The 23,654-nt window shown below is 54.4% G+C and carries 26 protein-coding genes and 1 pseudogene; 22 read left to right on the plus strand and 5 right to left on the minus strand.

Translation table 11 applies throughout. The features are described 5' to 3' along the window. Positions 1–48: 48 nt before the first annotated feature. From AR689_RS08515 to AR689_RS23005, 4 genes are all read left to right on the plus strand, one after another. The gene (locus AR689_RS08515) at positions 49–1,170 is read left to right on the plus strand and encodes a phage protease (RefSeq protein WP_062069054.1); all 1,122 of its coding nucleotides are present in this window, start codon (positions 49–51) and stop codon (positions 1,168–1,170) included. Between the two features lie 16 nt (positions 1,171–1,186). After that, positions 1,187–1,585 (plus strand): hypothetical protein, encoded by a 399-nt coding sequence (locus AR689_RS08520; protein ID WP_062069056.1) that lies wholly within the window; start codon positions 1,187–1,189, stop codon positions 1,583–1,585. Positions 1,586–1,609: 24 nt separating this feature from the next. After that, positions 1,610–2,506, plus strand: coding sequence for a Mu-like prophage major head subunit gpT family protein (locus AR689_RS08525; protein WP_062069059.1), 897 nt, complete (start codon positions 1,610–1,612; stop codon positions 2,504–2,506). Positions 2,507–2,587: 81 nt separating this feature from the next. Beyond that, positions 2,588–2,887 (plus strand): hypothetical protein, encoded by a 300-nt coding sequence (locus tag AR689_RS23005; protein WP_197412841.1) that lies wholly within the window; start codon positions 2,588–2,590, stop codon positions 2,885–2,887. Between the two features lie 29 nt (positions 2,888–2,916). On the opposite strand, the gene AR689_RS08535 is transcribed toward AR689_RS23005, so the two are convergent. Together AR689_RS08535 and AR689_RS08540 are read right to left on the minus strand one after the other, a co-directional pair. Then, positions 2,917–3,558, minus strand: a complete 642-nt coding sequence (locus tag AR689_RS08535; protein ID WP_231745473.1) for a hypothetical protein — start codon at positions 3,556–3,558, stop codon at positions 2,917–2,919. A gap of 178 nt (positions 3,559–3,736) precedes the next feature. Further along, a complete protein-coding gene (locus tag AR689_RS08540) occupies positions 3,737–4,102 on the minus strand; it encodes a hypothetical protein (RefSeq protein ID WP_231745474.1) in 366 nt (121 codons plus the stop codon). 136 nt (positions 4,103–4,238) lie between these two features. On the opposite strand from AR689_RS08540, the gene AR689_RS08545 reads away from it, so the two are divergent. The 15 genes from AR689_RS08545 to AR689_RS08615 all read left to right on the plus strand — a co-directional run bounded on the left by AR689_RS08545 (position 4,239) and on the right by AR689_RS08615 (position 16,570). Next, positions 4,239–5,138, plus strand: coding sequence for a phage protein Gp36 family protein (locus AR689_RS08545; protein ID WP_062069067.1), 900 nt, complete (start codon positions 4,239–4,241; stop codon positions 5,136–5,138). Continuing rightward, on the plus strand, positions 5,139–5,591 hold the full coding sequence (locus tag AR689_RS08550) for a hypothetical protein (RefSeq protein ID WP_062069069.1): 453 nt from the start codon (positions 5,139–5,141) through the stop codon (positions 5,589–5,591). Further along, positions 5,584–6,105 (plus strand): hypothetical protein, encoded by a 522-nt coding sequence (locus AR689_RS08555; protein ID WP_062069071.1) that lies wholly within the window; start codon positions 5,584–5,586, stop codon positions 6,103–6,105. The genes AR689_RS08550 and AR689_RS08555 overlap by 8 nt, the downstream gene beginning before the upstream one ends. 19 nt (positions 6,106–6,124) lie before the next feature. Continuing rightward, a complete protein-coding gene (locus AR689_RS23010) occupies positions 6,125–6,319 on the plus strand; it encodes a hypothetical protein (RefSeq protein WP_231745475.1) in 195 nt (64 codons plus the stop codon). Continuing rightward, positions 6,306–7,268, plus strand: coding sequence for a phage tail tube protein (locus AR689_RS08560; RefSeq protein ID WP_156424560.1), 963 nt, complete (start codon positions 6,306–6,308; stop codon positions 7,266–7,268). The genes AR689_RS23010 and AR689_RS08560 overlap by 14 nt, the downstream gene beginning before the upstream one ends. A gap of 65 nt (positions 7,269–7,333) precedes the next feature. Then, a complete protein-coding gene (locus AR689_RS08565; RefSeq protein WP_062069075.1) occupies positions 7,334–7,687 on the plus strand; it encodes a hypothetical protein in 354 nt (117 codons plus the stop codon). A 249-nt stretch (positions 7,688–7,936) separates the two neighbouring features. After that, positions 7,937–10,252, plus strand: coding sequence for a phage tail tape measure protein (locus AR689_RS08575; protein WP_062069078.1), 2,316 nt, complete (start codon positions 7,937–7,939; stop codon positions 10,250–10,252). Next, positions 10,249–11,013, plus strand: coding sequence for a phage distal tail protein (locus AR689_RS08580; protein WP_062069080.1), 765 nt, complete (start codon positions 10,249–10,251; stop codon positions 11,011–11,013). Before AR689_RS08575 ends, AR689_RS08580 begins: the two co-directional genes overlap by 4 nt. A 37-nt stretch (positions 11,014–11,050) precedes the next feature. Continuing rightward, entirely contained in the window at positions 11,051–11,455 is a 405-nt protein-coding gene (locus AR689_RS08585; RefSeq protein ID WP_062069082.1) for a hypothetical protein, read from the plus strand. Between the two features lie 12 nt (positions 11,456–11,467). Further along, the gene (locus AR689_RS08590) at positions 11,468–14,005 is read left to right on the plus strand and encodes a phage tail protein (protein WP_082697856.1); all 2,538 of its coding nucleotides are present in this window, start codon (positions 11,468–11,470) and stop codon (positions 14,003–14,005) included. Between the two features lie 34 nt (positions 14,006–14,039). Continuing rightward, positions 14,040–14,696 (plus strand): hypothetical protein, encoded by a 657-nt coding sequence (locus tag AR689_RS08595; RefSeq protein WP_062069086.1) that lies wholly within the window; start codon positions 14,040–14,042, stop codon positions 14,694–14,696. Beyond that, positions 14,696–15,028 (plus strand): hypothetical protein, encoded by a 333-nt coding sequence (locus AR689_RS08600; RefSeq protein WP_062069088.1) that lies wholly within the window; start codon positions 14,696–14,698, stop codon positions 15,026–15,028. Before AR689_RS08595 ends, AR689_RS08600 begins: the two co-directional genes overlap by 1 nt. Then, positions 15,028–15,903, plus strand: a complete 876-nt coding sequence (locus tag AR689_RS08605) for a CHAP domain-containing protein (RefSeq protein WP_062069090.1) — start codon at positions 15,028–15,030, stop codon at positions 15,901–15,903. The genes AR689_RS08600 and AR689_RS08605 overlap by 1 nt, the downstream gene beginning before the upstream one ends. Before the next feature lie 8 nt (positions 15,904–15,911). Beyond that, entirely contained in the window at positions 15,912–16,115 is a 204-nt protein-coding gene (locus tag AR689_RS08610; protein ID WP_062069092.1) for a hypothetical protein, read from the plus strand. 119 nt (positions 16,116–16,234) lie between these two features. Then, the gene (locus tag AR689_RS08615) at positions 16,235–16,570 is read left to right on the plus strand and encodes a histone-like nucleoid-structuring protein Lsr2 (protein WP_062069095.1); all 336 of its coding nucleotides are present in this window, start codon (positions 16,235–16,237) and stop codon (positions 16,568–16,570) included. Between the two features lie 59 nt (positions 16,571–16,629). On the opposite strand, the gene AR689_RS08620 is transcribed toward AR689_RS08615, so the two are convergent. Together AR689_RS08620 and AR689_RS08630 are read right to left on the minus strand one after the other, a co-directional pair. Continuing rightward, on the minus strand, positions 16,630–18,840 hold the full coding sequence (locus AR689_RS08620) for a type IV secretory system conjugative DNA transfer family protein (protein WP_062069098.1): 2,211 nt from the start codon (positions 18,838–18,840) through the stop codon (positions 16,630–16,632). A gap of 435 nt (positions 18,841–19,275) precedes the next feature. Next, positions 19,276–19,584 carry a hypothetical protein gene (locus AR689_RS08630; protein WP_062069104.1) on the minus strand — a complete coding sequence of 103 codons (309 nt, stop codon included), beginning with the start codon at positions 19,582–19,584 and terminating at the stop codon, positions 19,276–19,278. 121 nt (positions 19,585–19,705) lie between these two features. Here AR689_RS08630 and AR689_RS08635 point away from each other — a divergent pair, with 121 nt between their 5' ends. After that, a complete protein-coding gene (locus tag AR689_RS08635) occupies positions 19,706–20,338 on the plus strand; it encodes a hypothetical protein (RefSeq protein ID WP_062069106.1) in 633 nt (210 codons plus the stop codon). Here the strand turns inward: AR689_RS08635 and AR689_RS08640 are convergent. Continuing rightward, positions 20,301–21,755 (minus strand): recombinase family protein, encoded by a 1,455-nt coding sequence (locus AR689_RS08640; RefSeq protein WP_062069108.1) that lies wholly within the window; start codon positions 21,753–21,755, stop codon positions 20,301–20,303. The genes AR689_RS08635 and AR689_RS08640 overlap by 38 nt on opposite strands. Positions 21,756–21,789: 34 nt before the next feature. On the opposite strand from AR689_RS08640, the pseudogene AR689_RS08645 reads away from it, so the two are divergent. Further along, positions 21,790–22,404 (plus strand): annotated as a pseudogene (locus tag AR689_RS08645) (ATP-binding protein); the annotation flags it as partial. Next, positions 22,401–23,633 (plus strand): DNA-processing protein DprA, encoded by a 1,233-nt coding sequence (gene dprA / locus AR689_RS08650; protein ID WP_062069111.1) that lies wholly within the window; start codon positions 22,401–22,403, stop codon positions 23,631–23,633. The pseudogene AR689_RS08645 and the gene dprA, both read left to right, overlap by 4 nt. The last annotated feature ends 21 nt before the right edge of the window (positions 23,634–23,654 follow it).

Genomic DNA, 23,654 nt, shown 5'->3' on the forward strand with positions numbered 1-23,654 from the left:
CATTATTCCTATTGACATAAACCCTTGATTCTAAGACATTAAGGACATATGGCAATAAAAGGATTTCACAACCTAGTAAAAATCAGTGCCGACGCTGATGGCAATGCTCCTAAAACAATTGAGCTTCTTCGAACCGGAAAATGGAACACTCCATGGCACGGTGACTTTGAAATCACTAGGGAAGACATCCAGCAGTTCGTCCTCCACGCTTCGATCGGTGTGGGGCTCGTCCAGGCTGATCCAAAAATTCCTCTGAACTATGGCCACGCCTCTTATGACAAGGCCGCCGGCTGGATTCCATCGGTGTACGCCAGCGACGACGGTGAAGCTCTCCTGGGCGATCCTGACTGGACCCCAGCTGCCGTACAGGCAATTAAGGACGGCGAGTGGAAGTACATCTCTCCTGAGTTCAACCCGAGCTCATACCCATGGGAAGACCCAGAGGAAGAGTTCCACTTCGTCAAGAACGTGATCACGGGCGCTGCCCTGACCAACATCCCACTATTCAAGAAGCTGAAGCCGATCCAGGCCTCCCGTCTCCCTGTCCAACCAGTGAAGGCGGATGCCACCGGCACCAGTGATAACAGTAAAGGAGACAACATGACGTTAGAAGAGATTCGCGCCAAAGAGGTTGCTGAGCTGAACGACGAAGAAAAAGCGTTCTTGGCTGAGCACAAATCAGAACTAAGTGCAGAGGACCTTGAAAAGTACGGCCTCAAAGGAGCTGAGGCTGACAAACCAGCTGACGAAGATGAAGAGAAGCCAGAACCTAGCAAGGTTGAGGCAAGCGCCATCAAGGGGCTCACTGACGCAGAGATCACTCAGCTCCGCGCTGATGCAGAAGCTGGTCGTGAAGCGAAGCGAGAACTAGAAGAGAACAGGGCTCGTACCTTCGTCCAGGCAAGCATCAAAGCAGGCCGCGTGAAATCAGATCAACAAGACGCCGCCGTCAAGCTACTTCTCGCATCGAAGGGTGAGCAGCGCACCCGACTGGAGGCATTCATCAACGGCCTTCCAGAGAACAAGCTGATCACTGCTGACGAGCTCGGTAGCGGCAAGGGCGGTGACGAAGCTCCTGTTGAGCTGTCGGACGAAGAGAAGTCATTGGCTTCAGACTTCGGCAACACACCCGAGGACATCGCTGAGTTCAAAAAACAGGAAAGTAAATAAGAAAGGTCTATAGACGATGGCAAATCTAACTGCATCAAAAGCTGACGAACGCCAAGAAGGTGTCTTAATCGACGTCGCCCTGGCAGCAGTCAAATTGTTCAAGGGATCAAACGTAAGCTTCAACGCTGCTGGCTACGCCAAAGGCTCATCTGACACTACTGGCGAAGCATTCGCTGGTGTGTCTTTAGAGACTGTCGACAACAGCGCAGGCGCTGCTGGTGACAAGTACGTCCGCATCTGGCGCGAAGGTGTCAGCTCAATGGGCTGCGTAAGCGCAACTCAGGCATGGGTAGGCCAAGACGTCTACGCCGTCGATGACAACCTGGTCGCCCTAGCTGCAACCACCACTAACGACGTCAAAGTCGGCAAGTGCGTCGGTTTCGTCAGCGCTACCGAAGTGCGAGTAAAAATCTAAACCCGAATACAGAAAGGATAATAAATGTCTGTAATCACACGTGAACTACTCCAAGCCCTTGATACGAACATCAGGGTCACTTGGCAAAAACGCTTCGAAGGCGCACCAAACACTGACGTTTGGAAGAAGATCGCTATGCCGGTCAACAGCAAGAGCATCAGCGAGAAATACTCGTTCCTAGGTACCGTTCCTGGGCTCCGTGAGTTCAAGTCTGAGCGTATCCCTGGCACGCTGTCTGGCTTCAACTACGAGATCACCAACAAGAAATGGGAATCAACCCTTGATGTTGATCGTGACGTAATCGAAGACGACAACACTGGCCAGATCATGCTTGCCATCACTGGTCTCGCTACCAAGGCTGCTAAGCACTACACACAGCTGACAGCTAAAGCCTTCGAGCTTGGCTTCAGCACTCCGATCTATGACGGGCAGAACTTCTTCGACGCCGATCACACCACAGGTAGCAACTACCTTGGCACCGGCCAGGCTCTAACTCATGACAACCTTGACGCTGCAGAGCTGCTGCTCAACGGACAAACTGACGACCGTGGTGAACTACTTGGCTACGAAGGAACGGCTCTGATCGTTGGACCTGCCTTGAAAGCAACCGCCAAGAAATTGGTGAACTCACGTCAGATCGTTGTTGACGGCGTCGCTCTCGATAACCCTCATTACCAGGCCTACGAAGTCGTGGTCCTTCCGCATCTGTCTAAGACCTACAAGGGTTGGGCTCTGGCTGACCTGAGCGAAGGCATCTTGCCATTCATCATGCAGATCCGTGTTGCGATCACTCTGTTGGCAAAGACTGACATCAACAGCGACCGTGCGTTCGACAAGGACATCTTCACTTGGGGAACACGTGCCCGTCACAACGTTGGCTTCGGCAACCACCAAACAATCGTAGGAGCTGTAGCACCTTAATTGGGGCGCAGATGATCTATGTATAAAGTCACACTTCCACGAGAGTTCCCTTACGAGCAGCGCATTCGCGCTGGCGTCGTAGTGAACAAGGAACATGGGTACGAGGGCGAACTCACAACAGAGCAAGTGAAAGCCATCAAGGCTGACGGCATGTTCACCGTCGTCAAGATTCAAACTGAAGCAGACATAGAGGCAGCGGCTGCAAAAGCCAAGGCCGCTAAAGAAGCTGAAGAAAAGCTGGCCGCAGAAAAAGCTGCAAGCGAGGCAAAAGCCAAGGCTGAAGCAGAAGCGGAAGCCAAACGAGTTGCCGACGAGAAGGCAGCGGCTGAGGCAAAAGCCAAGGCTGAAGCAGAGAAGCACTCAGCCAACAAGCAAAAATAGTTCCCTTGCTGAGTCGAAGAGAGCGCCTACTACTGGCGCTCTTTTTTGTGTCCGCTGTATTGCCGTTCGAGCTTCTCGGACAAGTGGTCAAACACTTTTTCCTTGTCCTCTTCAAATTTCTTTTTGGCTTCCGGCTCCATGACCTTTACCACGATAGGACTGACTCCGCTGGCCTTTCGAAGAGTATTAACGAAAGCCAGCTTCTTCTCTTCAAAATCTTCGAGATTGAGAGATTCGCGCTCTCTATCGAGGGCCGGAAGGACCATGACGATGCACTCATCATAGAGTGTCTTGCCGGTAGTCAGGGCGTCGTCGTGAGCGAAGAGCTCAAACTTTCCCCAGGCGTCCTGAAGAGCCAAGATGCCGTCCATCACTGAGGTCAGGAAGTCGTTGGGTGTTAGCGCCTTGGCTGGATTGCTTTGTCCCCTGAAGGCAAGAGAGATGCTGTTTACAGCTTCCAGAAACTCAAGTCCGGCTGTCCGTGTATCGATCATGATGCGCTCAGCCTTTTCGCGCTTAGCTTTGCGAGTATCCGCTGAACGGGCCGACAGATAAGCGATCAGTGCACCGAAAAGTGTGGCACCGCCCGTCAGCGCCGGTACACCCCACCATGGAGCACCTTCGGTCTGAGCTGTGACCTCAGTGATCACCTGTTGGAGAAGCATGGACAAAGAATATCAGTCTTTCTGAAATGCTTTATGCGTGCTTAAATATGGATATATGGCCACGACGGTACGAATGGATTCATTTCCAGAAATTAACATTGTTGAACGTGGCGAGCTTCGACTTGACTACACTCCTGAAACAACGCTGCTTTTCGTAAAATGAGAGCGCCCGAAGGGGCGCTCTTTACGTGGTGGGAAGTTCGACGCTGGACACACCGAAAATGCTGATCCACAACAGCATCGTGTTAAAGAATCCGATGAAAATCTGAGTGCCCCGTACCTGGGGCGTTGTGACTTCCTTTGGATCGCTCCACGCAAGCCAAGTAATGAAGGCTCCAAAAATCAATGCGATCGCTAAAGCGATCCACAACCGGTTTCCGTCGGTATTGCTTGTGACGAAGTTCAGTATCACCCCAGCAAAAACTGTCACGCCTGGAAAAGTCAGATTGCCCGCTGTTAGGTACAGGGCCTTGTTGGCGTCAGAGAGGACGCCTGCGTCGTCGCTAGGCCTAGGGCGCAAAGAGAGGAAGTCGCGTAATGCTTGCAGCAAGTAAACCACCCCAAACAGGCTTGAGGCACCGTCTATCGGTGCGCCGTGGATGCAGTGTACCGCTTAGTTTCTTTGATGAACAGAAGCTTGCTGGGACTTTTAAAAGTACTCGCTTGGTGTTTAAATGAAGTCAGACATGGCAACAACCCTAAGAATAGACTCATTCCACGATTCCAACATTGTTGAACGCAGTGAACTTAGCGGTGACTACGTTGCTGAATCCACAACGCTCAAACTTAGAAATTCACAGGGCTTAGTCGCCGGACAAGTCATCTACGTTGGCCAACTGTCGCTTGAAGGCTGTGAGAAGGCCGTCATTGATTCTGTAGATGATGAGACGACTCTCAGTCTGTCTGAAGCACTAAAGCTGCCACACGCGCGCTACGAGCCTGTCACAGCAGTGCTTGGGGACTCGATCCACATCCACCGCGCCGTTGACGTGAATGGGAAAGTACCAGCTGACGATGCATTCAGCGTGCTGACTACAAGGTCGATTGATCCGGACCAGCTCTCTACGTACTACCGAGACCCAGAAGGTTCGAGCGCCTATTGGTACCGCTATAGCTACTTCAACCCGACCACCATGGAAGAGACGCCACTTCAACCGGCTTTCCGTGGCGATGACTTCGCGCACTACGCCAGCCTTTCCGAGATCCGCAATGAAGCGGGCTTCAAGAACGCCACCAATCTCGCAGACGGTGACATCGAGCAACAGCGCCGTGCGGCCGAGGTAGAGATCAATGCATCGCTGAACGGAGCCTACGTCGTTCCCTTCGCTCCTGTACCCGACACCATCCGGACCCTGACTATTCAATTGGCATCAGCGCTTCTCCTGGCGAACGCATACGGACTCACCAGCAGTACTAAGCAGAAGTTAAAGGATGCAAGGGCAGCAATCGAAAGCTGCCGACTTGGATCGACCGTTCTTACTGACGGGGACGGTACTTCACTCTCGCTGTCGGATGACATCAGCGGATTCCCAGAAGCTCCGAGCCGAGATTATCCACGGTTTTTCCACATGGGGGACAAGTACTAGATGGCAGACGTTCGCTTCACTATCCAAGGCGACAAAGAGCTAGCCCAGAAGCTGCGTAAGTTTGGGGTATCGGTCCTAGACCTCAGTGACTCGATGGATGAATCAGGTCGCTATCTCACGCGTTTCTTCTCCGGAGAAGTGTTCGCATCACGTGGCCAAGTGTTCGGTCTGTCGTGGCCAGCACTAAACGATAACTACGCCGCTTTCAAGGCCAGAACCTTTCCTGGCCGGCCACCGCTCATTCGTACAGGCGTTATGAATCGGCAGTTCAAGCACAAGTCGACCAACCTCACAGCCAGCTTGTGGAATGAGTCCGAGTACTTCGAGTTCCACCAAGAAGGTAGGGGAGTACCAGAACGTGTGATGATGCACGTCGATGAGAAGCGCGAACGCTCCATCGTTGGGTTCATTGCCCAGGACATAAGCGGAAAGATGAAGGCTGCCGATGTCTAACGACTACGAGGACAACGTTCAGCGCATCGTGCGCCTAATGCAGGACACCTTTGGCGATACCTTCAAGACGTACTACGACGGTGATCCTGAGGCTATCCCAGTATTCAACCTTCCCTGCGTCATCGTTACGCAGAAGAGCGATGAGACCACCGCTGACTCATGGCAGCAGGATGAAGTCGAGGACCAGATCACGATCAAGATCGTTCTGAACAAGAGAGACGATTTTGACAATGACAAGGTGAATCCGCTCAACATGACCGAGCGAAAGATTCGAGACTTTGTTGGTGAGCGAGATCCTGAGACTGGCTTCTACCTTCCTCGCACAGTCAAGGGAGCGGTCCGAACCATGGCCACGAAGGGCATCACGGCGATCGCCGGCACGATGAACGTTGAGTACGGCATCACCCCGCGAGTTCCTGGAGAAGGACTAGCTGATCTCACCGCTGAAGGACATGTCACCTTCCCAATCAGCTTCGCTGTAGATATTCCGGTACCAGCTGAGGAAGATAACTAGGCTTTTAAATGACATCGAATTGTCTTACATTAAGGACATGGCGAACAAATTAGCTAAGAAAATCAAATCTAAAGCCGTTGACGCTTCTGTTCAGCTCTTCTTCGTGCCATCCATCCTTCGATCGATAGCAGCAAAAGACTTGAGTGAGATCGGAGCAAAAGTGGCTGCGACTAAAAGTAATCAAGAAAATGAGGTAGGTGATGGCAACAGCTGATCAACATATTGGACGACGAGTAGGAGTAGGAATCGGCATCGAAGCCACTCCAGGAGTGAACGTCGCTCCACAAACGTTCCTTCGATGGGACACTAACGATCTTCAACCGAAGACAAACATTGTCGAAGATGACAGCGCCATGGGCATCGTTGATGAGGTCAGTGACAGCAGCATCACTTCTCGCTGGGTTGAAGGCACACTCGGTGGAAAGATCAGCGCCGTCGATATGGGCTTCTTCCTCCTGGGCCACTATGGCTCAGTGACGACAGGCGCAGCAGTATCAGGCGTCTATCCGCACACATTTAGCGTGAAGCAGTCCAGCATCCCGACGCCAGTCACCCTGGCCATTGCGAGTCCACTGCAATCTAAGCGACATGGCTACGGGGTAATCGACACCCTTGAAATCTCGGCTGAGCAGAACAGCTACGTCAACTTCTCAAGTGCAGTGAAAGCTCGCGTTGGTACCGGATCTAGCGAGACTGTGGCGTACGCAGCCCAGAAACTCTTTACGAGCAAGCACATCACCTTGAAGATCGCTGACAACAGTGGTGCTCTTGCAGGTGCCGCAGCCATCAGCGCCTTGAGCCTCAAATTCATCTCTGAACGACCCTCGACAGCGATCACGCCGCTTGGCACCGATGATGACGTCGAGTTTGATCGTGGCAGCTACAAAGCTAGCGGTGAGTTCGTCGTGCGCCTGAAGTCGACCGAGTATGAGGAAGCGTTCCTGGCAAACACGGTGCGCGCAATGTTGATTGCTATGGCCAACACCGGCGACAGCTTGGATATCACGGCGACTAAGGTCCGCTTCCGTGAGCTCTCTAAGTCAACGGATAAGAACGACGTCGTGACGGCCACAGTCCAGTACTTCTGTGAGTACGACACAGCTGTTGGTGCATCGAATGTTCCAATCTTGAAGAACACCCGCGCTACCTACGCAGCAGCCTAATAGTTCTTTACTGGAATAGTGCCTCATGTTTAAATGAAGGCACTATTTTAATTGGAGAACTACCCATGGGTCTGAACATCGTCGCTAAACGCAAAATGAGCTTAAAAGGATTTGCCGAGGGCTGGGACGATTGCTATCTCATGATTAAGTCCGCCAATGAGACGAAGCGTAAAGAGTGGCTGAAGAGTCTCGACCAGGAGAAGTCGGACGACGAGACGGCGTTCAATACCATCCGAGACGCGTGCCTTGAGGTGATCGTCGGTGGTGTCGTCATGAGCACTGACGCCGATGGCAACGCGAGCCCGGTGGAGTTCACCGCAGCTGACGTCCCAGAGGTTGTAGAAGCAATGAACTTTGTGTGGCAGCAAGAAGCTGTCAGCGTATCTACGGGCAACGACCGTTTAAAAGCGATGATCTAGAGACGATTGAGTCGCAGTACCGCGACGTGATCGTCCACGGCCTCACGGCTGGCATTCCTGATGACATATTCCAGGAGATATTTGCCTTCCGTTACAGGGAGTATTTCAAGCTAAGCGCAGTCGAGTTTGAGAACGAGCCATGGGAGGCGCTTTATCAGGCTCGATTAATGTGGTCCTTTGATGATGAGCGTGTTAAATTGGAAAACATAAGGCAGCAACCTATTAATTAGCTGCCCCGAGATTTACCACGTGGCTTCAAATAAAATCAATATCGTCATATCCGCCGAAGACAAAGCATCAAAGCCACTCAGGGCTGTTGCTGACGAGATGGATAACGGACGGACCAGTTCTGACAAGTTTGGTTCTTCACTCGGCAAGCTCGGGACTATTGCAGGCATAGCTGCCGCAGCCACAGGTGCAGCCGGAGTTCTGGCCGCTAAGTTCGCGATTTCAAGCGCTGCCGACTACGAGCAGTCGCTCAACATCTTCCGATCCGTCTCTGGTGCCACCGCGGAACAAATGAAGATGGTAGCCGCTCAGTCCCGCGAGCTGGGTAAGGACATCAGCCTCCCAGGCATCAGCGCTAAAGACGCCGCACTTGCCATGGTCGAGCTGGCGAAAGCTGGTCTGTCTGTCAATGACACTATGGCCGCGTCTAAAGGTGTTCTCGCCTTGGCCAAGGCCGGCCAGATGGATACTGCAGCAGCAGCCGAGGTCGCCGCCAACGCCTTAAATGCCTTCAATTTACAAGGCGGAGAAGCTGGTCGTATTGCTGATCTCTTAGCCGCAGCAGCTAATGCATCAAGCGCTGACGTCAAAGATCTCGCCTACAGCTTGCAGATGTCGAGCGCTGGCGCTGCTGCCGTCAAGGTGCCAGTCGAAGATCTCACCTCTGCCATCGCTGAAATGGCGAATAACGGCATCAAGGGGTCAGACGCCGGTACGTCGCTCAAGACGATGTTCATGAACCTGATCCCGACAACGGATAAGGCGAAGAAATCATTCAGAGCTCTGAACCTCGACTTCTACGACGCCAAGGGGAACTTCGTCGGTATCCGAGAGATGGTTCGCCAGCTAGAGGAGGGCACCAAAGACCTTACCGATGAACAGAAAGCACTCCACATCGAGCAAATCTTTGGGGCTGACTCTTCTCGTGCGGCCAACATCCTCCTGAAAGAGGGAGTTAAGGGCTACGACGAAATGAGTAAGGCGGTCAATCGCCAAGGAGCAGCAACTGCACTCGCTGCCGCTCAGAACGCTGGCTTCAAGGGTGCCATAGATACTCTGCGCAGTTCACTGGAGACAGTTGCCATCGATATCGGCATGAAGCTGCTTCCTTCTCTCACCGCTATTGCTACCAATCTTTCGGGCAAGGTCGAGCCCGCCTTCGAAACGATGCAGAAGGTTGGTAAGCAGGCACTCGACTTTTTGATGCCGGCCTTCCTAGGTCTTGGCGATGCGATCAAGAATCAGCTTATCCCAGCCTTTAAGACAGTGGCTAAGAGCGACATCGTGAAGTACCTGGGTGGTGCGCTGGTAGTTGCTGTCTACGCTGCGATTCGAGTCGTAGAGGCTGCCATCCGTGTAGTAAGCAGCATGGCCTCACAGTTCAGCCAGATGACACCTCTTCTTGTTGCTGCCGGTTCTAGCATCGTCGCCTACACCGCATTGATGGGTGCCCTCGCAGTCAAAACCGCTGCCGTCACAGCTGCAACAGTGGCCATGAACGTGGCTTTGAAGCTCAACCCATTCTTTCTCGTAGCAAGTGCCGCCATCGGTATAGCCGCTGCATATACGCAGGTCGTATTGACCTCTGATCGGACAGTGATCTCCACTGAGGCGCTGAAGTCGGCTCAAGATCGACTTACTCAGACCACCAACTTGGCGAAGGATGCACAGGACAGACTCAGTGGTGCCTTGCTCTCACAAGAAGGATCGGCACTGGCTGTTGAGCGAGCTCAACGTGCGTACAACGAGACGGTCGCTAATTATGGTCCGAACTCCCTTGAAGCCAGGGAAGCCGCCTACAACCTAAAGCGCGCCAATGATGACCTCGCTGCTGCCAATGCGGCCGTTCGAGATCGAACCAATGAGGCCAAACAAGCAGAGAAGGAAAAGCGCGAAGCCGCTGCTGATGTAGTCAAGGCCAACGACGCAGTGAAGGACAGTGCCTACCGCGCAGCCGGGGGCTATCAGGCCATGGCCCATGCAATCAAAGAAGCGAAGGAACAAGACGCTAAATCCGGAGTAAACGCAGGATTCGGTGGAAAGAACCAAACAAACGCAGTATTCGGCATGCCTAAGGGCTTCGCTACAGGTACTTCGTATGCTCCAGGTGGCCGCACCCTCGTTGGCGAGAACGGCCCCGAGATACTCAACCTCCCGCGTGGATCGCAGGTAACCCAGGCATATAGAACACGCAATGAGCTTGCGCAGGACGGCGCAGGAGGCGTTACGAACATCTTGAGCGGCAACTTCACGTTCCAAAACGCAGAAGCCGTCCAGGAGTTCTGGAACCGCCTCGATAAGACGCAGCGTCTGGCGAAGATGGGGATGGCTTCATGATCGGGGTGAAGTTCGGTGACTTCAACCTCCAGGCAAACGGCGTCGTCGTCACTAACACCGACGTCTATTCAGCACCGGTCAACAAGATTCAAGCTGATCCACTTGCCGAGCGTGATGGTGCCCTCGTCGTCAAGCAGCAGTACGACAGTAAAACGTTCAGTATCGAGGGCTACATCCGCAAGGACTCGATCGCTTCACTAGAAATGATGATGGACACCTTCAAGCTGGCAATGAGCCAGAAGAACAAGCCTTTCGACATCGACTATGCCGGAAGTACAAGGCGCTACCTCGCCTCAGCTCGTAACTCGATATTGAGTAAATCGAGTCTGACGTCGGCGGGCTTCACTGTTGAGTTCCTATCGCCAGATGGCATGGGCTGGGATCTCGACACCACTTCTCTTATTTCATCGACCTTGATTACTGTCTCCAACAGCACCACGTCACTATCGGTAGGTGGCTCGTACAAGGCAGACCCTGCAGTGAAGCTAACAATCGGTGCCGTGACTGGTGGAACGAACAAGACGATTACGCTCTCTAACGCGACCACGCTCCGGTCCATCTCCGTGAAGCGAAACTGGATTGCCGGCGATGTACTGGAAGTCGACACACTCAAGGGCCTCGTACTCGTCAATGGTGTGGCGACGGACTTCTCTGGCCAGCTGCTCAGCTTTGAACCTGGCGACGGAGGATTGGGATATCTGGATGACTTCACGACTCGTAGCGTGACGCTAACTGCGAGCTATACGAAAAGGTGGCTATAAGTTACATTAAAAGCAGATTAAACAGGAAAACTAAATAATGGCGAATGCGTTATACGACAAGGCGAGAGAAGGATTTCTTTCAGGACAAATCAATTGGTCTTCGGACAACATCAAGGCGGTTCTCGTTGATACCGCGCTTTATACGCCTTCTATGTCGACTCACCAATACCTCAGCGATATTGCCTCAGGTGCACGCGTAGCAACCAGCGGCAACCTTGCGAGTAAGACCGTGGCCAACGGTGTAGCCGACGCAGCTGACATCACGTTCCCAACAGTGACTGGCGCTTCTGTCGAAGCCATTGTGCTCTACAAAGACACCGGTTCTGCCGCAACGTCTCGTCTTATCTGCCTCATCGACAGTGGCATTGGTGGCATCCCGATTACGCCGAACGGCGGTGACATCGCCACGGCCTGGAACGCTAGCGGCATCTTTAAGTTGTAGGTGCTGATCTAGATGGCGAATCGATACTGGGTAGGAGGATCTGGAACCTGGACTGATGCTGCTCATTGGTCATCGACCTCGGGCGGTGCTGGTGGTGCCAGTGTTCCCACAAGTAGTGACGACGCCTTCTTCAATGCCAGCAGCGCAGGGTCGTCGTTCATCGTCACGATTCCGTCTAACGACTGCCCGGTATGCAATCTCTCCCTCCAACCCACGCAGCCGATGCTGCTTAGAAACTTCTCCCTTGCTGTGCACGGAGACGTCGTAAGTAACAGCAACCTGTCTACGAGTTTTACGAGGTTCAACTTCTTCGGTCATTCCATGGTCCAAGCAGCCGGGAACTCTCTTGCCGGAACTGTCTTGAGCTCGGGCAACGTCGACTCCTACATCGAACTCACGGGAAACACGGTCGTGCAGAGCGTGTTCATCAACGACGGTAGTTTCTTCACGAATGACTATGACCTCACCATCACCGACGGACGCCTAGGTTCCTACCCGTTCAGTAGTGTTTACCTCGATCTCGGTACGAGCAACATCTCTGTGACCGGTAGCGATAATTCAAATCTTATTCAGGCGATCGGGGACTGGTGGGCGCGTGAAGCGACGATCACTCTGATCAGTGCCAGCGCAAGCGACACCGAGTTCTTCGGCGGTTACGACGGTATTGAATTCGGAACAGTTATCTTCAGCAACGCCGGGGTCGGTAAGACGTTCGCGATTAGGCAGAGCGTCAACTTCGAGACTCTTGAAGTGAAGCCAGGGGTGACGCTTAAGTTCAATACCGACGACATGGCACCACCGTTCCACGAGCTAGGAACGTTCATTGCAAACGGCACCAATGCTCAGCCTGTGACCCTTCGGGGGACAACGCTCGGTAAGCAGTTTATCCTCAGCAAGCCAAGCGGCACGGTCAACGCCACTTATATCGACCTCAAAGACTCCATCGCTACAGGCGGTGCCACTTGGAATGCTGTCGGTGGGACGAATAGCGGCAACAACAGTGGCTGGAACTTCCTACCGCCGCCAATCCCGACCTGGGGCTTCGTTGACTCAACAGCATCTGCATTCCAGCCAACGCTGACGCCTGGCGTGGCGACGATGTCACCGACCTTCGTCAGCAGTAGTGCTGCAGTTTATAGCCCTTCTAACACGATGTTCACGAGCCAAGGCAGCCTTGTGGACTCGACGGCAGATGTCTTTGCTCCGGTCCTGACGCAGCTTCCTCCACCACCTCCACCTCCTACGGACTGGGAAGCTATCGGCAAGGAAGACGAAAAGGTCTACGTATATAAGGTCTACAAATCAGACGGCACGTTCATCGGCATCTGGAATGACGTGCGCGATCCGCTGATGTTTACCCGCAAGATCAACACGCCAGGAACTACGACGACGGTGATCTTGGCCCGCTCTCCGAACACCGTCAAGGAAGTCCGGGCCAGCATGACGACCGAAGCCGGCGAGCCGATCACCACGGAGGATGGTGAGCGACTGACCGTCACCTATGAAACGAACAACTCAGTTGGTGAGGGTACGGATGTTGACATCAATTACAAGGTGGACGTTTATGTGCATTACGGCGACTTCAACAGGCTAGTTACTGAGGCGGGAGGGCCGCTGACGACCGAAGATGGCGAGTATCTGCTTGTTGCTTCAGGAGCACCAAGCGGCGTGCGGGTGTTCAGTGGCACCATTCTTGACTACAAATCCACTTACGACGATCAAACAGGCGTGACTGTCACGCTGGCTTCTCACGGGCTGGGTCTATCTCACGAGTTGGTCCGAAGTGGAGAGACAACGACGGTTAGCTACTCGTCTCAAGCTCTTCAAACGACGCTGAAGAGCATCTTGGATACGAACCCACAGGTGATGTCCTACAGCACTGACTCCATTGCGGTTCCAGGTGTTTCCTCCGCTTTCAAGTTTGAGCTCACTACGAAGCTCGAAGCAATCGAGCGCATTCATGAACAGACACCTGATGGTTGGTACTGGTCTGGGGACGTCGCGGACAACTACGTCTACATGCAGCCGACAGCCTCTACACCTCATCACGTGTTCAAGAAGGGGTATCACGTAAAGAGCCTCGATCTCACTCGCTCCAAGGAACAGCTGATCAACAGGGTCTACTTCATCGGTGGGGAAGTAGGCGGTGTGCCGGTGTTCAAGAAGTACGAGGACGCGGCGAGCATCGCGCAGTGGGGAGTTGGCCTACACCGGATTGTTGATCGCCGCTTCACAGATGCTGCGGCGATGGAGCGTAAGGCGATGAAACTTATCAATCGGTTCAAGAGCCCGATTTACACAACACCAATAACAATCAGCTCCGCTCGTTATGACTTGGAATCAATCAAGGAAGGTCAAGTCATTGGGTTCTCGAACTACGACAACTTTGTGGACGACCTGTTGCTACAGATTGTCAGCCTCTCTTACGAGCCCACAGCTGTCATTATGCAAGTCGGCGATGTTCTCCAGACCCAGCACGAAAGGATTGAGGAGATTGGCGAAGAGTTGCAAGGTGAGCAATATCAAAACCTTCCAACTGCACCCGTTTGATGTTAAATTTAGGAGTATAAAGGATTAGAAATGTATGGCCGATAAGAAGATAAGTGATTTAGGTGCCTTAACCACAGCCGATGCCACCGATGTAGTCCCTCTCGTGGACGTATCAGCGGGTGTGACGAAAAAGACGACTGTGGCTGGTCTCGCCGCTGCAGTGGCAGCAAACATCCCAGATGGCGCGCTTCCCTACGCGAAGGGAGACGGCAAGATCTGGTGGGAGGAACTTGGGCGAAGAACCCTCAGCACTTCCGCAAGTTCCCTAAGCATCACGGGATTGGCATCAAAGAAATATCTGAAGGTTCTATTTGTTGCTATTCCTACGACGACCATTGCATCGATGGCCTTGCAATTCAACGGTGACGCGACTTCGAACTATAACTATCGTTTGTCAACGAATGGCTCTGCGGACACCAATGGCGCCTTCGCAGGAATCCCCGTTGATCCTGGTAGCACTCCTGGTACTGGAAGCGTGGTGTTCGGTGAGTTGACCGGCATTGACTTCGTGGGGCAGGAGAAGGCTTTCATTGGACATGTGCTGGACACATTTGCAACTGGCGCGAATGACCCCCGTCGACGCGAACTCCAAGGGAAGTGGCGAAACACGGCGCGCATCACGAGCGTCCAGCTAGCTCTATCTGCAGCCTGCGCAGCCGGTTCCGAATTGATAGTCCTGGGGCACGATTGATGTCTCAAAAGACCAAAACAATCATCAAGGAGACGGAAGAGGTGAGCGATCGCGACAATCAACCAGTCCTCGCTTACCGGGTGGGACAACTAGAACTGGCTGTGAAGGACGTGAGTCTTGCACAGCGTGAGGGCACGGAGAAACTTTCAACCAAGATGGACGAGTATGCCCACAACTTCGCGAGCAAGACGGATCTCGTTGACGCCAAAAGCTCTCTTGACAGGCGCATCACGAAGGTCGAGAGCTGGATGACCTGGATTGGCCGAACGGTCATTGGGACAGTTGTCCTCGCGGTCCTCGGTCTCGTGCTCTATACAAAGGGAGGCATCTGATGGCTGTGAACCAAAACGCTGATGACTATGCCAATGCTCGACTGGGCATCTATTTCCCTGGGCATCCAGCGACTCTCACTGGTCAATGCGTGTCACTTATCAAGTGGTACCTGGGTGAGATGTGCGGCGTAGCAGAGTGGCAAGCTGCTCGGGGACATGCAAAGGACTTTGGTGACACTCTCGTTTCGCAAGGCTTGGCCACAGTAGTCTCCGCTGGAAGCCGTAAGCGCGGCGATTTAGTTGTTTGGAAACAGGACGGAGGTGGCTACGGCCACATCGGAGTTTTGTGTAGCAACGACAACGTATTCGAAGAAAACGTTGGGCTGGCTGGCAGCAAGTCCGCTGTCTATGGCGGGAACACTGTGTACGCATCTCGAATCGATCCACTCAACGCGGTATGGCGCAAGGGGCCGCCGACGTTCTACCGCGTCAAGACGTACGTCGAAAGCATTCAACAACCACAGGGAGGTGACATGGTTACAAATCGAGACCAACTCAACAAACTCTATGAAGCAGTTCTGAGGCGTCCACGCGGCGCGGGTGAAGGTGAAGATGTCTATCTGGGCAAGGACTCAGGCTTCGTATTCAACGATCTCTACGCGTCGCGTGAGCGCAGCACCCGAGTGCAAGCTGAAGCCAATGAGAAGGCGTCATTAATTACTCAGCGGGACCAGGCGAAAGCCAAGTCAATCGAACTCGTGTCTAGTGTCTCCACTCTGACTAGCGAGCTGGCGGAGGCGAAGGGCCAGATCGTAAAGCTGAAGGCGACCCAAGGTGGCGGCCTTGACCAGCAGACGAAGGATGACATCGCTGCGACCAAAGCGAATACCAGCTGGATCGCAGAAGCAATCAAATCAATCTTCAATAGGAAATAAGGAGGCATATGGCAACATCAAAATCAGCATGGCATGAGTTCGTAAGGTCACTGCTTAGTCGCAAGTTCCTGATCGCGATAGTCGGAGCGGCTGTCGTGTTCGGCAACTACATGTGGAACTGGGGACTAACCGAAGCGCAAGTATGGTCAGTACTGGCACCGCTTCTCACGTACATGGGCGTCGAAGGCTTCGCAGACATCAAGTCGCGCTAATACATACCATATTTACCTGCTAGGAAGCTCTCAGAAGCTTTGCGGCCCAAAAGACACCAAATAGTTCACCTAAAGGCCTTCACGTTGCTGGAGGCCTTTTGAGGGCGTAGTCTTTTGCTATGGCAAAAGAAACTAAGATCATTATCCGGGATGACCTCGACGGAACTGAAGGCGCATCCTCTTATACATTCGCCTGGGGCAAAGACCAGTACGAGATTGATCTCAGCGATGCCAACGCCAAAGAGTTCGAAGATGTACTGAGCAAGTACATCGATGCTGCTGCGAAAGTAACGGCTCGCCTTCCGCGCGAGGCTGGTAGCCGCTCAGCTTCTTCCGGTCCCAGCAAGGAAGAGCTAAAGAAGATGCGCATCTGGGCGAGAGAGAATGGCATGAACGTGAGTGGCCGGGGCCGGGTCTCTCAGAAAGTTCAAGACGCCTACAAAGCCGCCCACTAGGTTCCCAAACAGAAGCCCCGCGTCAATATGAGCGGGGCTTCTGTTGTGTTCAGTGGCAACTAAGAGATTTTGCGCCGGCCGATGTTTGGCCGTTCTTCAGGAGTGGCGCTGGGGCCAGTGCGCCGAGTGTCGATCTCTTGCTCGACCTCAGCTAGTGGGCGCCCGTACCTTGCGCGTGACTGCTGAATGACTTGTCGGATATTGCCAGTCTCGCGGAACGCCTCCTTAGTCCGCATCGTGAAGGCCTGCGAAACCCCGTCTGCTGTGGCTACGCGGGAGATGGTTTCTCTGTGCCGTAGGTTCTGGAGATCTTCGGCACGAACTTGTGGCCCGAACTCAGGCGACATGGCTTTGGCATCCTTGGCCGTCGTCTGAAAGACAATCTTGCTGCGGCAGTTCGCCAGCACGGCATCCTTCAGTTCTTTGTTAGTCAGCTGCGTTAGGTTCTGATGCGCGAGGACCATGCCGAGCCCGAAGGAACGACTTTGAGCCAACATATCGGCGGGATCAGTTGGAAGAGCAACGAAGTTCTGGAACTCGTCCATATAGAGCATGACCGGGGCAGTGTGTGGTGTCGTTCTTACTGCTCCCCATAGGGCGTTCATTATCAGCGTCCCCATGAGACTGGCCGCTTGCTGACCAATACGAACGCCGTTGAGGTTTACGAGAAGAATCTTGTTGTTACTGACTAGGTCGGGCATGGTGAACGTTGAATCCAGCTGTCCCAGGGAGTTTCGGATTTCTGATCGGGATACGAACGGCCAGATACGACGGAGCAGGACGCCAAGCTCCATGTCAGCTCGACTTTGCTGCTGGCCCTTCCTGGAGGTGCTTTCATTCAAGTACTCCTGCCAGAACTTCTTGATCTGTGTATCTTCAATGTTCCGGACCACCTTGCGTTGCCAAGCTTCTTCCTCTGGCGTTGGCTTGATCATGCTCGGCAGATCAACAAAGGTTCCTGAGCCTGCCAAGGCATGAAGACCGTGATACATGACCTGGGGTGCCGACAGACTCTCAGGGAAGAGATTTGTGATCAGCCCGTTTAGTTCATCAATCGCTGCACGGCTTGAGCCCTGTCTGAGGACGTTGAAACCAATAGGGAAGTCTGTGTCATCGAGATCCCAGACGATAACGTCATTCATGCGGTGTGCCGGTACTCTCTCTAGGACACGTTGGTAGAGATCGCCCTTCGGATCGATCAGTACGAGACCAGATCCGTCGTTCATGTCCTGAACCGCCATATTGGTAGACAGCCACGTTTTGCCACTCTTCGTCGGTCCCATGATGTGCACGTGCTGGAGGCGGCTTTCACGATCAATGGCGATGTCCCGATTGCTGCCTGGAACGGTTGAAGTACCAATGACGGTGCCTTCACGGGGCACAACGTTAGTAACGTGCATGTGCCGCGTGCGAGATTGCGGCAAGCCGGCGATGTATGGCGAACCAACTGGCCACGAGATGAAGGACGTGGCTTCCGGCAGATTGAGCTGAGCCGGAAAGAGCATCGGCGTGGTCGCGTTGCCAATGGTGTGGGCAAGCTTTTCAGGGTTGATTTGTTTCTGCGTGAGCCAGTTTCGCCCGACTTTGGCTTCAGCGAACGCGTGCATGACCTCCCCGGCAATCTTGTTTGCGCGGATCTCGTGAGGGGCAGCTACAGCTATGCGTCCCACCGCCAGCATGTTCGGCGTCTCAAGTTTGCGCCGTCGGTCATCGATCTCGTCGCTGCCAGCCGGAGCGCCAGGATTTAGTAGAGCCCGCAGAATCGACCAGTCGTTAGAAGCTGGCTTGTTCTCCCGCTGAGGTGGTGCTTCAAACGGTGCGGGGGAGAGTACCCACTGAATGACGACGGCTTCGTTTTCTCGGAGGCTCTGAATACTCGTCAGGACGCTGGCTGAAAAGTCGGTTGTACTAGCGACGCGGAGCGTGCGAGATGGTTGCTTCATGCCTAGCTCGACGCCCACGGTCCACTTAACTCCGTAGCCTTTGTCATCCACGCTGACGTTAACACCAGGAACAAGGGATTCAAGGTGGCTGACGACGTAGTGTGCATCCTTTGAAGGAACTCGCAGGCGATGAGTGATGCCCTGATCATTAGCGAAGGTCTCAAAGACGATTGATGGAACACCGAAGATGCGAGACAGTCCGACATGCATGTTGCCGCTGATAGAGCTGAGCCAAGCTAGGACTCGCTTCTCATCCAGGTCGCCGGGGAAGGTCAGTAGATAGGATCGTCGATCGTTGTCGTAGACCGACTGCGTAAGCGGCGTCATTTCAATACCACCAATCTGATTTGGTTTGAAAGTGGGTATAGAAAAGGCCGCATCATGTCCTATTTACTGTGACACAATGCGGCCTTTTCCGGCTAGAAGATTTTCTTTTTGGAAAATATCATCCTCACAAGCAGGTAAAGGATTACGAAGAATCCGACGGTTGAAAATAGCGGTGCGACAAGTTGGTAGATCATGCCCATTATTGATGCGATCGCATCGACTACGCTGTTGTTGACCTCATCAGACGTCATGGTCCGTGCCTCCTATACTTCGAGACCGTGGCGTCAATCTCAGCCTTGGCCAATCTAAAATGTTGATCGATTGCTTTCTTCTTGATCCGTATCGGGTCTTGCAAATATGCTGCACACCAAAGAATTGAAGGTGCGACTACGAAGGCCATGAACGCGCCGAACAGTGGTGTGGCCAACAGTGACATCAGAAGCCCCAGACGTTGCTGTCATCCTTCTTGCCATTGGTGAGGCCGCTGACGTACGCGATCTCAACCTTGGTGAGTAGGTGAGTAAGAACTTCGTCTCCGTTCGCCCTACCTTGCAGGTAGTAGTGGAGATCAACCACTTGATCGCCGACATGCTTGGCGAGTTGTGCCTGGCCGGAAGCCACGAAGGCTTGAAGTTGCAACTCATCTCGGTAAGCCTGTGCTTTTTTGATCGCGGGTGAGCGACGACCTATGCGTCGACCATTGTTACCCGGGTCCATCATCATCATTTCCAGTTCGCTAGACATGGCTGCCTAACCTCTTCTCTGTCTCGCTGTTCAGTTACCAAACCAACGGCTGCTGGTAGAATGACGGTATCTGACTACTCATCAAGTAGTCAATATATGAGTACCTATTATTTGGAGAGTCATGTCAGACCTGACCGCAGAGGAAGAACGCGATCTCATCGAGCGCACCGCTTCCTTCTTGAAGAAGCTCGCTTTGGGGGAAGGCCTCACAGTCCAGAATGTGATGCGCGTTGGAACGGGAGATCAAGCTGGTCTGTTTGAGGACGAAACACCTGAAACGATCGTTGACGTAATTACGGGGGTCTCCTTCGAGGCGCTGGACACACCCGCTATCCGGGCGATACGCAACGCGCTAGGAGTAGCTTCTAGCGAGCAAGAAACGACATTGACCGAACGCCGGGATAGGTACAAGCAGGCAGCGAACATCTCTCTGAGCACTGTGATTCGCCATGAGCAGCAGGGCGCCGAGGATTTAGCTGGCTACATGGTGCGCCGCATGATCAATAATCAGAACTCGGAAGAGACCCCCCTGGCAAAGCTGGAGCAGAGAGTTAGCGAGCTGGAAATGATGCTGTCGATTCTTCTGCTGCCACCTGGCCAGTTGCCAGAGGACTTCCGTCGAGATGTCATGAGCGCTTCCATGGGCATCATGGGGCAGTACGTAGTGAGAGTCAGTGCTGCTCTCGATTCGTACAAGCAGAGATTTCCCGAAGAGTTCAAATCTTCCAGCGAATCTCAACCCGATCAGGATTGAAGATGAAGCCACGGAACTTAGCCTTACCATCGCCGGGCTTCTTGGGGTGGATATAGACGCCTTCGATCAACGTATCGAGTAGTTGGCGTTTCCAAACGAGATCAGCCTGATCCCATGTCTCGCGGAGCGTCTTACCGCTCGGGACGTTAGCGGTGATGCGCTTGCTGGACGTGCGCTCGATCTCGCGAGTCAAAGTGTCCAAGCGGGATTGCGCCGATGCCTTGGCGACTTTGTATTCATCGTGGGTCAGCTCGTTGGTGGAGTAGAGACTCAAGATTTCTTCGAGGCGTTGCCGCTGCGTCTCGTGTTCTCGCATCAGCCGCTTCAATTCAGGTGTCGCTGCGTCGGCGGACAGCAGACCACTTACCTCAGGGGTATCAAGTCGGTACATGATGCAGTCAATAACCAGGAGCTCAACTGGGTCTTTCTTGCGCTTGACCTTGCCGCATCCAACTTCCTGCCCGCGGTGATCGTTCTTGCGGCAGCTAAAGGCAGGGGAGTAGCTGCCGTCTCTCTGCTGTGCATTGATGATCCTCATTCTGGTGCCGCAAAGGCCGCAGTGAACAAAGCCAGTTAGCAGGTGCTTCCGGGCATATGACCGCTTACCGTAAAGCACCTGACCACGTTTGATGGCAAGCTGAAGATCCTCATACTTATCCCTGCTCAGAAGAGGCTCCCAGGCTGCCTCGTACTCAACGCCGTTGTGGTCACGGATGCCATAGTGACGCTTCAGCTTCGCGACGTTGGCGACGTTGATGGCTGACCACATCTTGCCCTTGGCGGTAGGAATAGACCGGCTGTTCAGATCGACAGCGATCCTGTTCCAAGAGTCCCCGGCAATAAAGCGATCCACGATTTCGCGGACAACTGCCGCCTCAGCCTCTCGGAGTGACATGCCGTCTTGATTCCAGCCGTAGGCGCGGTTGCCACCACTCGTTTTGCCTGCCCGAGCTGCTTGGAGCTTTGACGCTTTTACTCGATCGGTTGAGGTCTCGACTTCATATGCGGCCCAAGCAGCAAGGGTCTTAGCAACCGCGCGTCCAGATGGAGTGGCGAGATCAAAAGTGCCGGCCTTGACTGTATGAGTGGCCACGCCTAGCGGCTGGCAAAGATCGATGTACTTCTCAAGGTCAATCGTTCGGCGTAGTAGTCGGTCCTGGTGCCAGACGGCGACGGCGTCGATGTCGCCAGCTTTCACTGAATGGAGAAGTGACTCGTATCCAGGACGATGCTTACCGGAGTATGCGCTGATGTCGTTGTCTGAGTATGCAGCCACCACCACGCCGCCGAGCTGGGCCACCAAAGCCTCGCAGTCTTCTTGCTGCCGTTCCACACCAAGACCAGCACCGACGCGGTCGCGGCTTATGCGTGTGTAGATGGCGAATCGAGGTTGCTGCATATATTCAGTTCCGCGCATGATTATGAGCCTTCCGGGGAGTGCCGTCAATAGTCTTGACGAGGCTCCGGAGTATGAGCGCCGGGTCCTGGATGCCCTCAGGCAGCCTCTGGAGAGCGGGGAACTGGTCATCCACCGTTCGGCTGGGACGGCTGCATACCCTGCCCGGTTTCAGCTCGTACTTGCCGCGAATCCATGTCCGTGCGGCAAGGCGTCCGAGAAGGGCATGGACTGTACATGCACTGCCATGATGCGCCGCAGATATTTTGGTCGCATCTCCGGGCCTTTGTTGGATCGTGTGGATATTCAGTTGCAGGTTGAGCGGGTGTCTTTGGCTGACTTTGGACATGCCGGCAAGGAAGAAGACACGCGCGCTGTCGCTGCACGGGTCCTGGCGGCCAGGGAGAGGCAGCTTGAGCGTCTGTTGGAGATGGGGTTGGAGACCAATTCTCAGGTGCCGGGGCGCACCCTGCGGGGTGAGCTGCGGCTGGCTCCAGGTACCACCCGGATTCTGGACACTGCGCTAGAGCGCGGCACGCTCACTGCACGCGGCTACGATCGCGTCCTTCGGCTGGCATGGACGCTGGCGGATCTGGGGCACAGGGATACGCCGGACGTCGATCACATTGGCCAGGCTTTGGGCCTGCGCCAAGCTGCAACCGCCACATGAGTAAAAGAGACGCGAAAGGATTCACAGCCATGGCTGGTGCAGGGACGAAAGAGAGAGAACGAATTGCCAGGGCGGCATTGGCCAGGCTCATGGAGCCCCAGGACTCTGCAGGCCTGGCACTGGTGCGGACAGTAGGTCCCATAGATGCTCTGGGTATCGCAACCGGTGAGTTGCGCGCAGGGCCAAACCTTGAGCGGGAGATCTCGGCGCTGTTGGTGGATGGAGGTGGACCTTCGTCATGGGCGGGGCTACCGGCGAGCCTTCGACGTTGGGCTCCCCGTATTGCTGATCTCGCGCCGGACCGGGATCTGGAAACCATGAACAGGCTGGGAGGGCGGTTGATCATCCCGGGCGATGAGCTATGGCCCGAACAATTGGAAGGCTTGGGACTTCAGGAACCTCTTTGCCTGTGGTGGCGGGGACGGGAACAGCCCCTGCCGTCCCTCGGGCATGCCATCGCCCTGGTGGGATCGAGGGACAGCACCAGCTACGGGGCCTCCGTCACAGGCGACTTAGCCTACGGTTTGGCGCAACGCGGATTTACCGTGGTCTCCGGCGGGGCGTATGGCATTGACGCCCACGCCCACCGCGGGGCCTTGAGCGGCGGAGTGGCCAGCGTGCCCACCATCGCCGTCATGGCTGGAGGTGTGGATCGGTTCTACCCATCGGGTAACGATGACCTCCTACGGGCAGTGTCCACTCAGGGGGCTGTCCTGTCGGAGGTTCCACCGGGGTCCGCTCCCACCAGGTACAGGTTCCTGCAACGGAACCGGATCATCGCAGCCTTGGCATCGGTAACCGTGGTTGTGGAGGCGCGATGGAGATCCGGAGCCCTCAACACGGCCCATCATGCTGAAAGCATCGGAAGGGTCGTTGCTGCTGTCCCTGGATCCATTCACAGCGCCAACTCGGCAGGATGCCACCGCCTCCTCCGGGACGGGGGAGCCGTCTGCGTCACCGACGTCGGTGAGATAGCCGAGCTGGCCGGCGCCATAGGGGAAAGCACGAATGAGGAAAGGGATGCCGGTACCGCCCTGCACGACGGCCTTTCCTTGGAAGATCTCATTCTCCTGGATGCTTTACCGCTCCGATCCACCAGCTCGGTGGAGAAACTGGCTGTAGTGGCCGGGCTGAGCGCAGACGCCGTGCGTGCAGGCCTGGGCAGGCTGGGACTGCTCGGATTAGCCAGCTCCGAACGGGGTGCGTGGAAACGGGCCAAAACGTCCTAGCCCTTCAACGGAAGCATGTTG

The sequence above is a fragment of the Arthrobacter sp. EpRS71 genome (genome assembly GCF_001512285.1).
Lineage (GTDB): Bacteria > Actinomycetota > Actinomycetes > Actinomycetales > Micrococcaceae > Arthrobacter.

What these genes read in the sequence shown, in the direction of transcription:
- AR689_RS08515 (WP_062069054.1), top strand. Translation starts at nt 49, where the DNA reads ATGGCAATAAAAGGATTTCACAACCTAGTAAAAATCAGTGCCGACGCT.
- AR689_RS08520 (WP_062069056.1), top strand. Translation starts at nt 1,187, where the DNA reads ATGGCAAATCTAACTGCATCAAAAGCTGACGAACGCCAAGAAGGTGTC.
- AR689_RS08525 (WP_062069059.1), top strand. Translation starts at nt 1,610, where the DNA reads ATGTCTGTAATCACACGTGAACTACTCCAAGCCCTTGATACGAACATC.
- AR689_RS08545 (WP_062069067.1), top strand. Translation starts at nt 4,239, where the DNA reads ATGGCAACAACCCTAAGAATAGACTCATTCCACGATTCCAACATTGTT.
- AR689_RS08550 (WP_062069069.1), top strand. Translation starts at nt 5,139, where the DNA reads ATGGCAGACGTTCGCTTCACTATCCAAGGCGACAAAGAGCTAGCCCAG.
- AR689_RS08555 (WP_062069071.1), top strand. Translation starts at nt 5,584, where the DNA reads ATGTCTAACGACTACGAGGACAACGTTCAGCGCATCGTGCGCCTAATG.
- AR689_RS08560 (WP_156424560.1), top strand. Translation starts at nt 6,306, where the DNA reads ATGGCAACAGCTGATCAACATATTGGACGACGAGTAGGAGTAGGAATC.
- AR689_RS08565 (WP_062069075.1), top strand. Translation starts at nt 7,334, where the DNA reads ATGGGTCTGAACATCGTCGCTAAACGCAAAATGAGCTTAAAAGGATTT.
- AR689_RS08580 (WP_062069080.1), top strand. Translation starts at nt 10,249, where the DNA reads ATGATCGGGGTGAAGTTCGGTGACTTCAACCTCCAGGCAAACGGCGTC.
- AR689_RS08585 (WP_062069082.1), top strand. Translation starts at nt 11,051, where the DNA reads ATGGCGAATGCGTTATACGACAAGGCGAGAGAAGGATTTCTTTCAGGA.
- AR689_RS08590 (WP_082697856.1), top strand. Translation starts at nt 11,468, where the DNA reads ATGGCGAATCGATACTGGGTAGGAGGATCTGGAACCTGGACTGATGCT.
- AR689_RS08595 (WP_062069086.1), top strand. Translation starts at nt 14,040, where the DNA reads ATGGCCGATAAGAAGATAAGTGATTTAGGTGCCTTAACCACAGCCGAT.
- AR689_RS08600 (WP_062069088.1), top strand. Translation starts at nt 14,696, where the DNA reads ATGTCTCAAAAGACCAAAACAATCATCAAGGAGACGGAAGAGGTGAGC.
- AR689_RS08605 (WP_062069090.1), top strand. Translation starts at nt 15,028, where the DNA reads ATGGCTGTGAACCAAAACGCTGATGACTATGCCAATGCTCGACTGGGC.
- AR689_RS08610 (WP_062069092.1), top strand. Translation starts at nt 15,912, where the DNA reads ATGGCAACATCAAAATCAGCATGGCATGAGTTCGTAAGGTCACTGCTT.
- AR689_RS08615 (WP_062069095.1), top strand. Translation starts at nt 16,235, where the DNA reads ATGGCAAAAGAAACTAAGATCATTATCCGGGATGACCTCGACGGAACT.
- AR689_RS08620 (WP_062069098.1), bottom strand. Translation starts at nt 18,840, where the DNA reads ATGACGCCGCTTACGCAGTCGGTCTACGACAACGATCGACGATCCTAT.
- AR689_RS08630 (WP_062069104.1), bottom strand. Translation starts at nt 19,584, where the DNA reads ATGTCTAGCGAACTGGAAATGATGATGATGGACCCGGGTAACAATGGT.
- AR689_RS08635 (WP_062069106.1), top strand. Translation starts at nt 19,706, where the DNA reads ATGTCAGACCTGACCGCAGAGGAAGAACGCGATCTCATCGAGCGCACC.
- AR689_RS08640 (WP_062069108.1), bottom strand. Translation starts at nt 21,755, where the DNA reads ATGCGCGGAACTGAATATATGCAGCAACCTCGATTCGCCATCTACACA.
- dprA (WP_062069111.1), top strand. Translation starts at nt 22,401, where the DNA reads ATGAGTAAAAGAGACGCGAAAGGATTCACAGCCATGGCTGGTGCAGGG.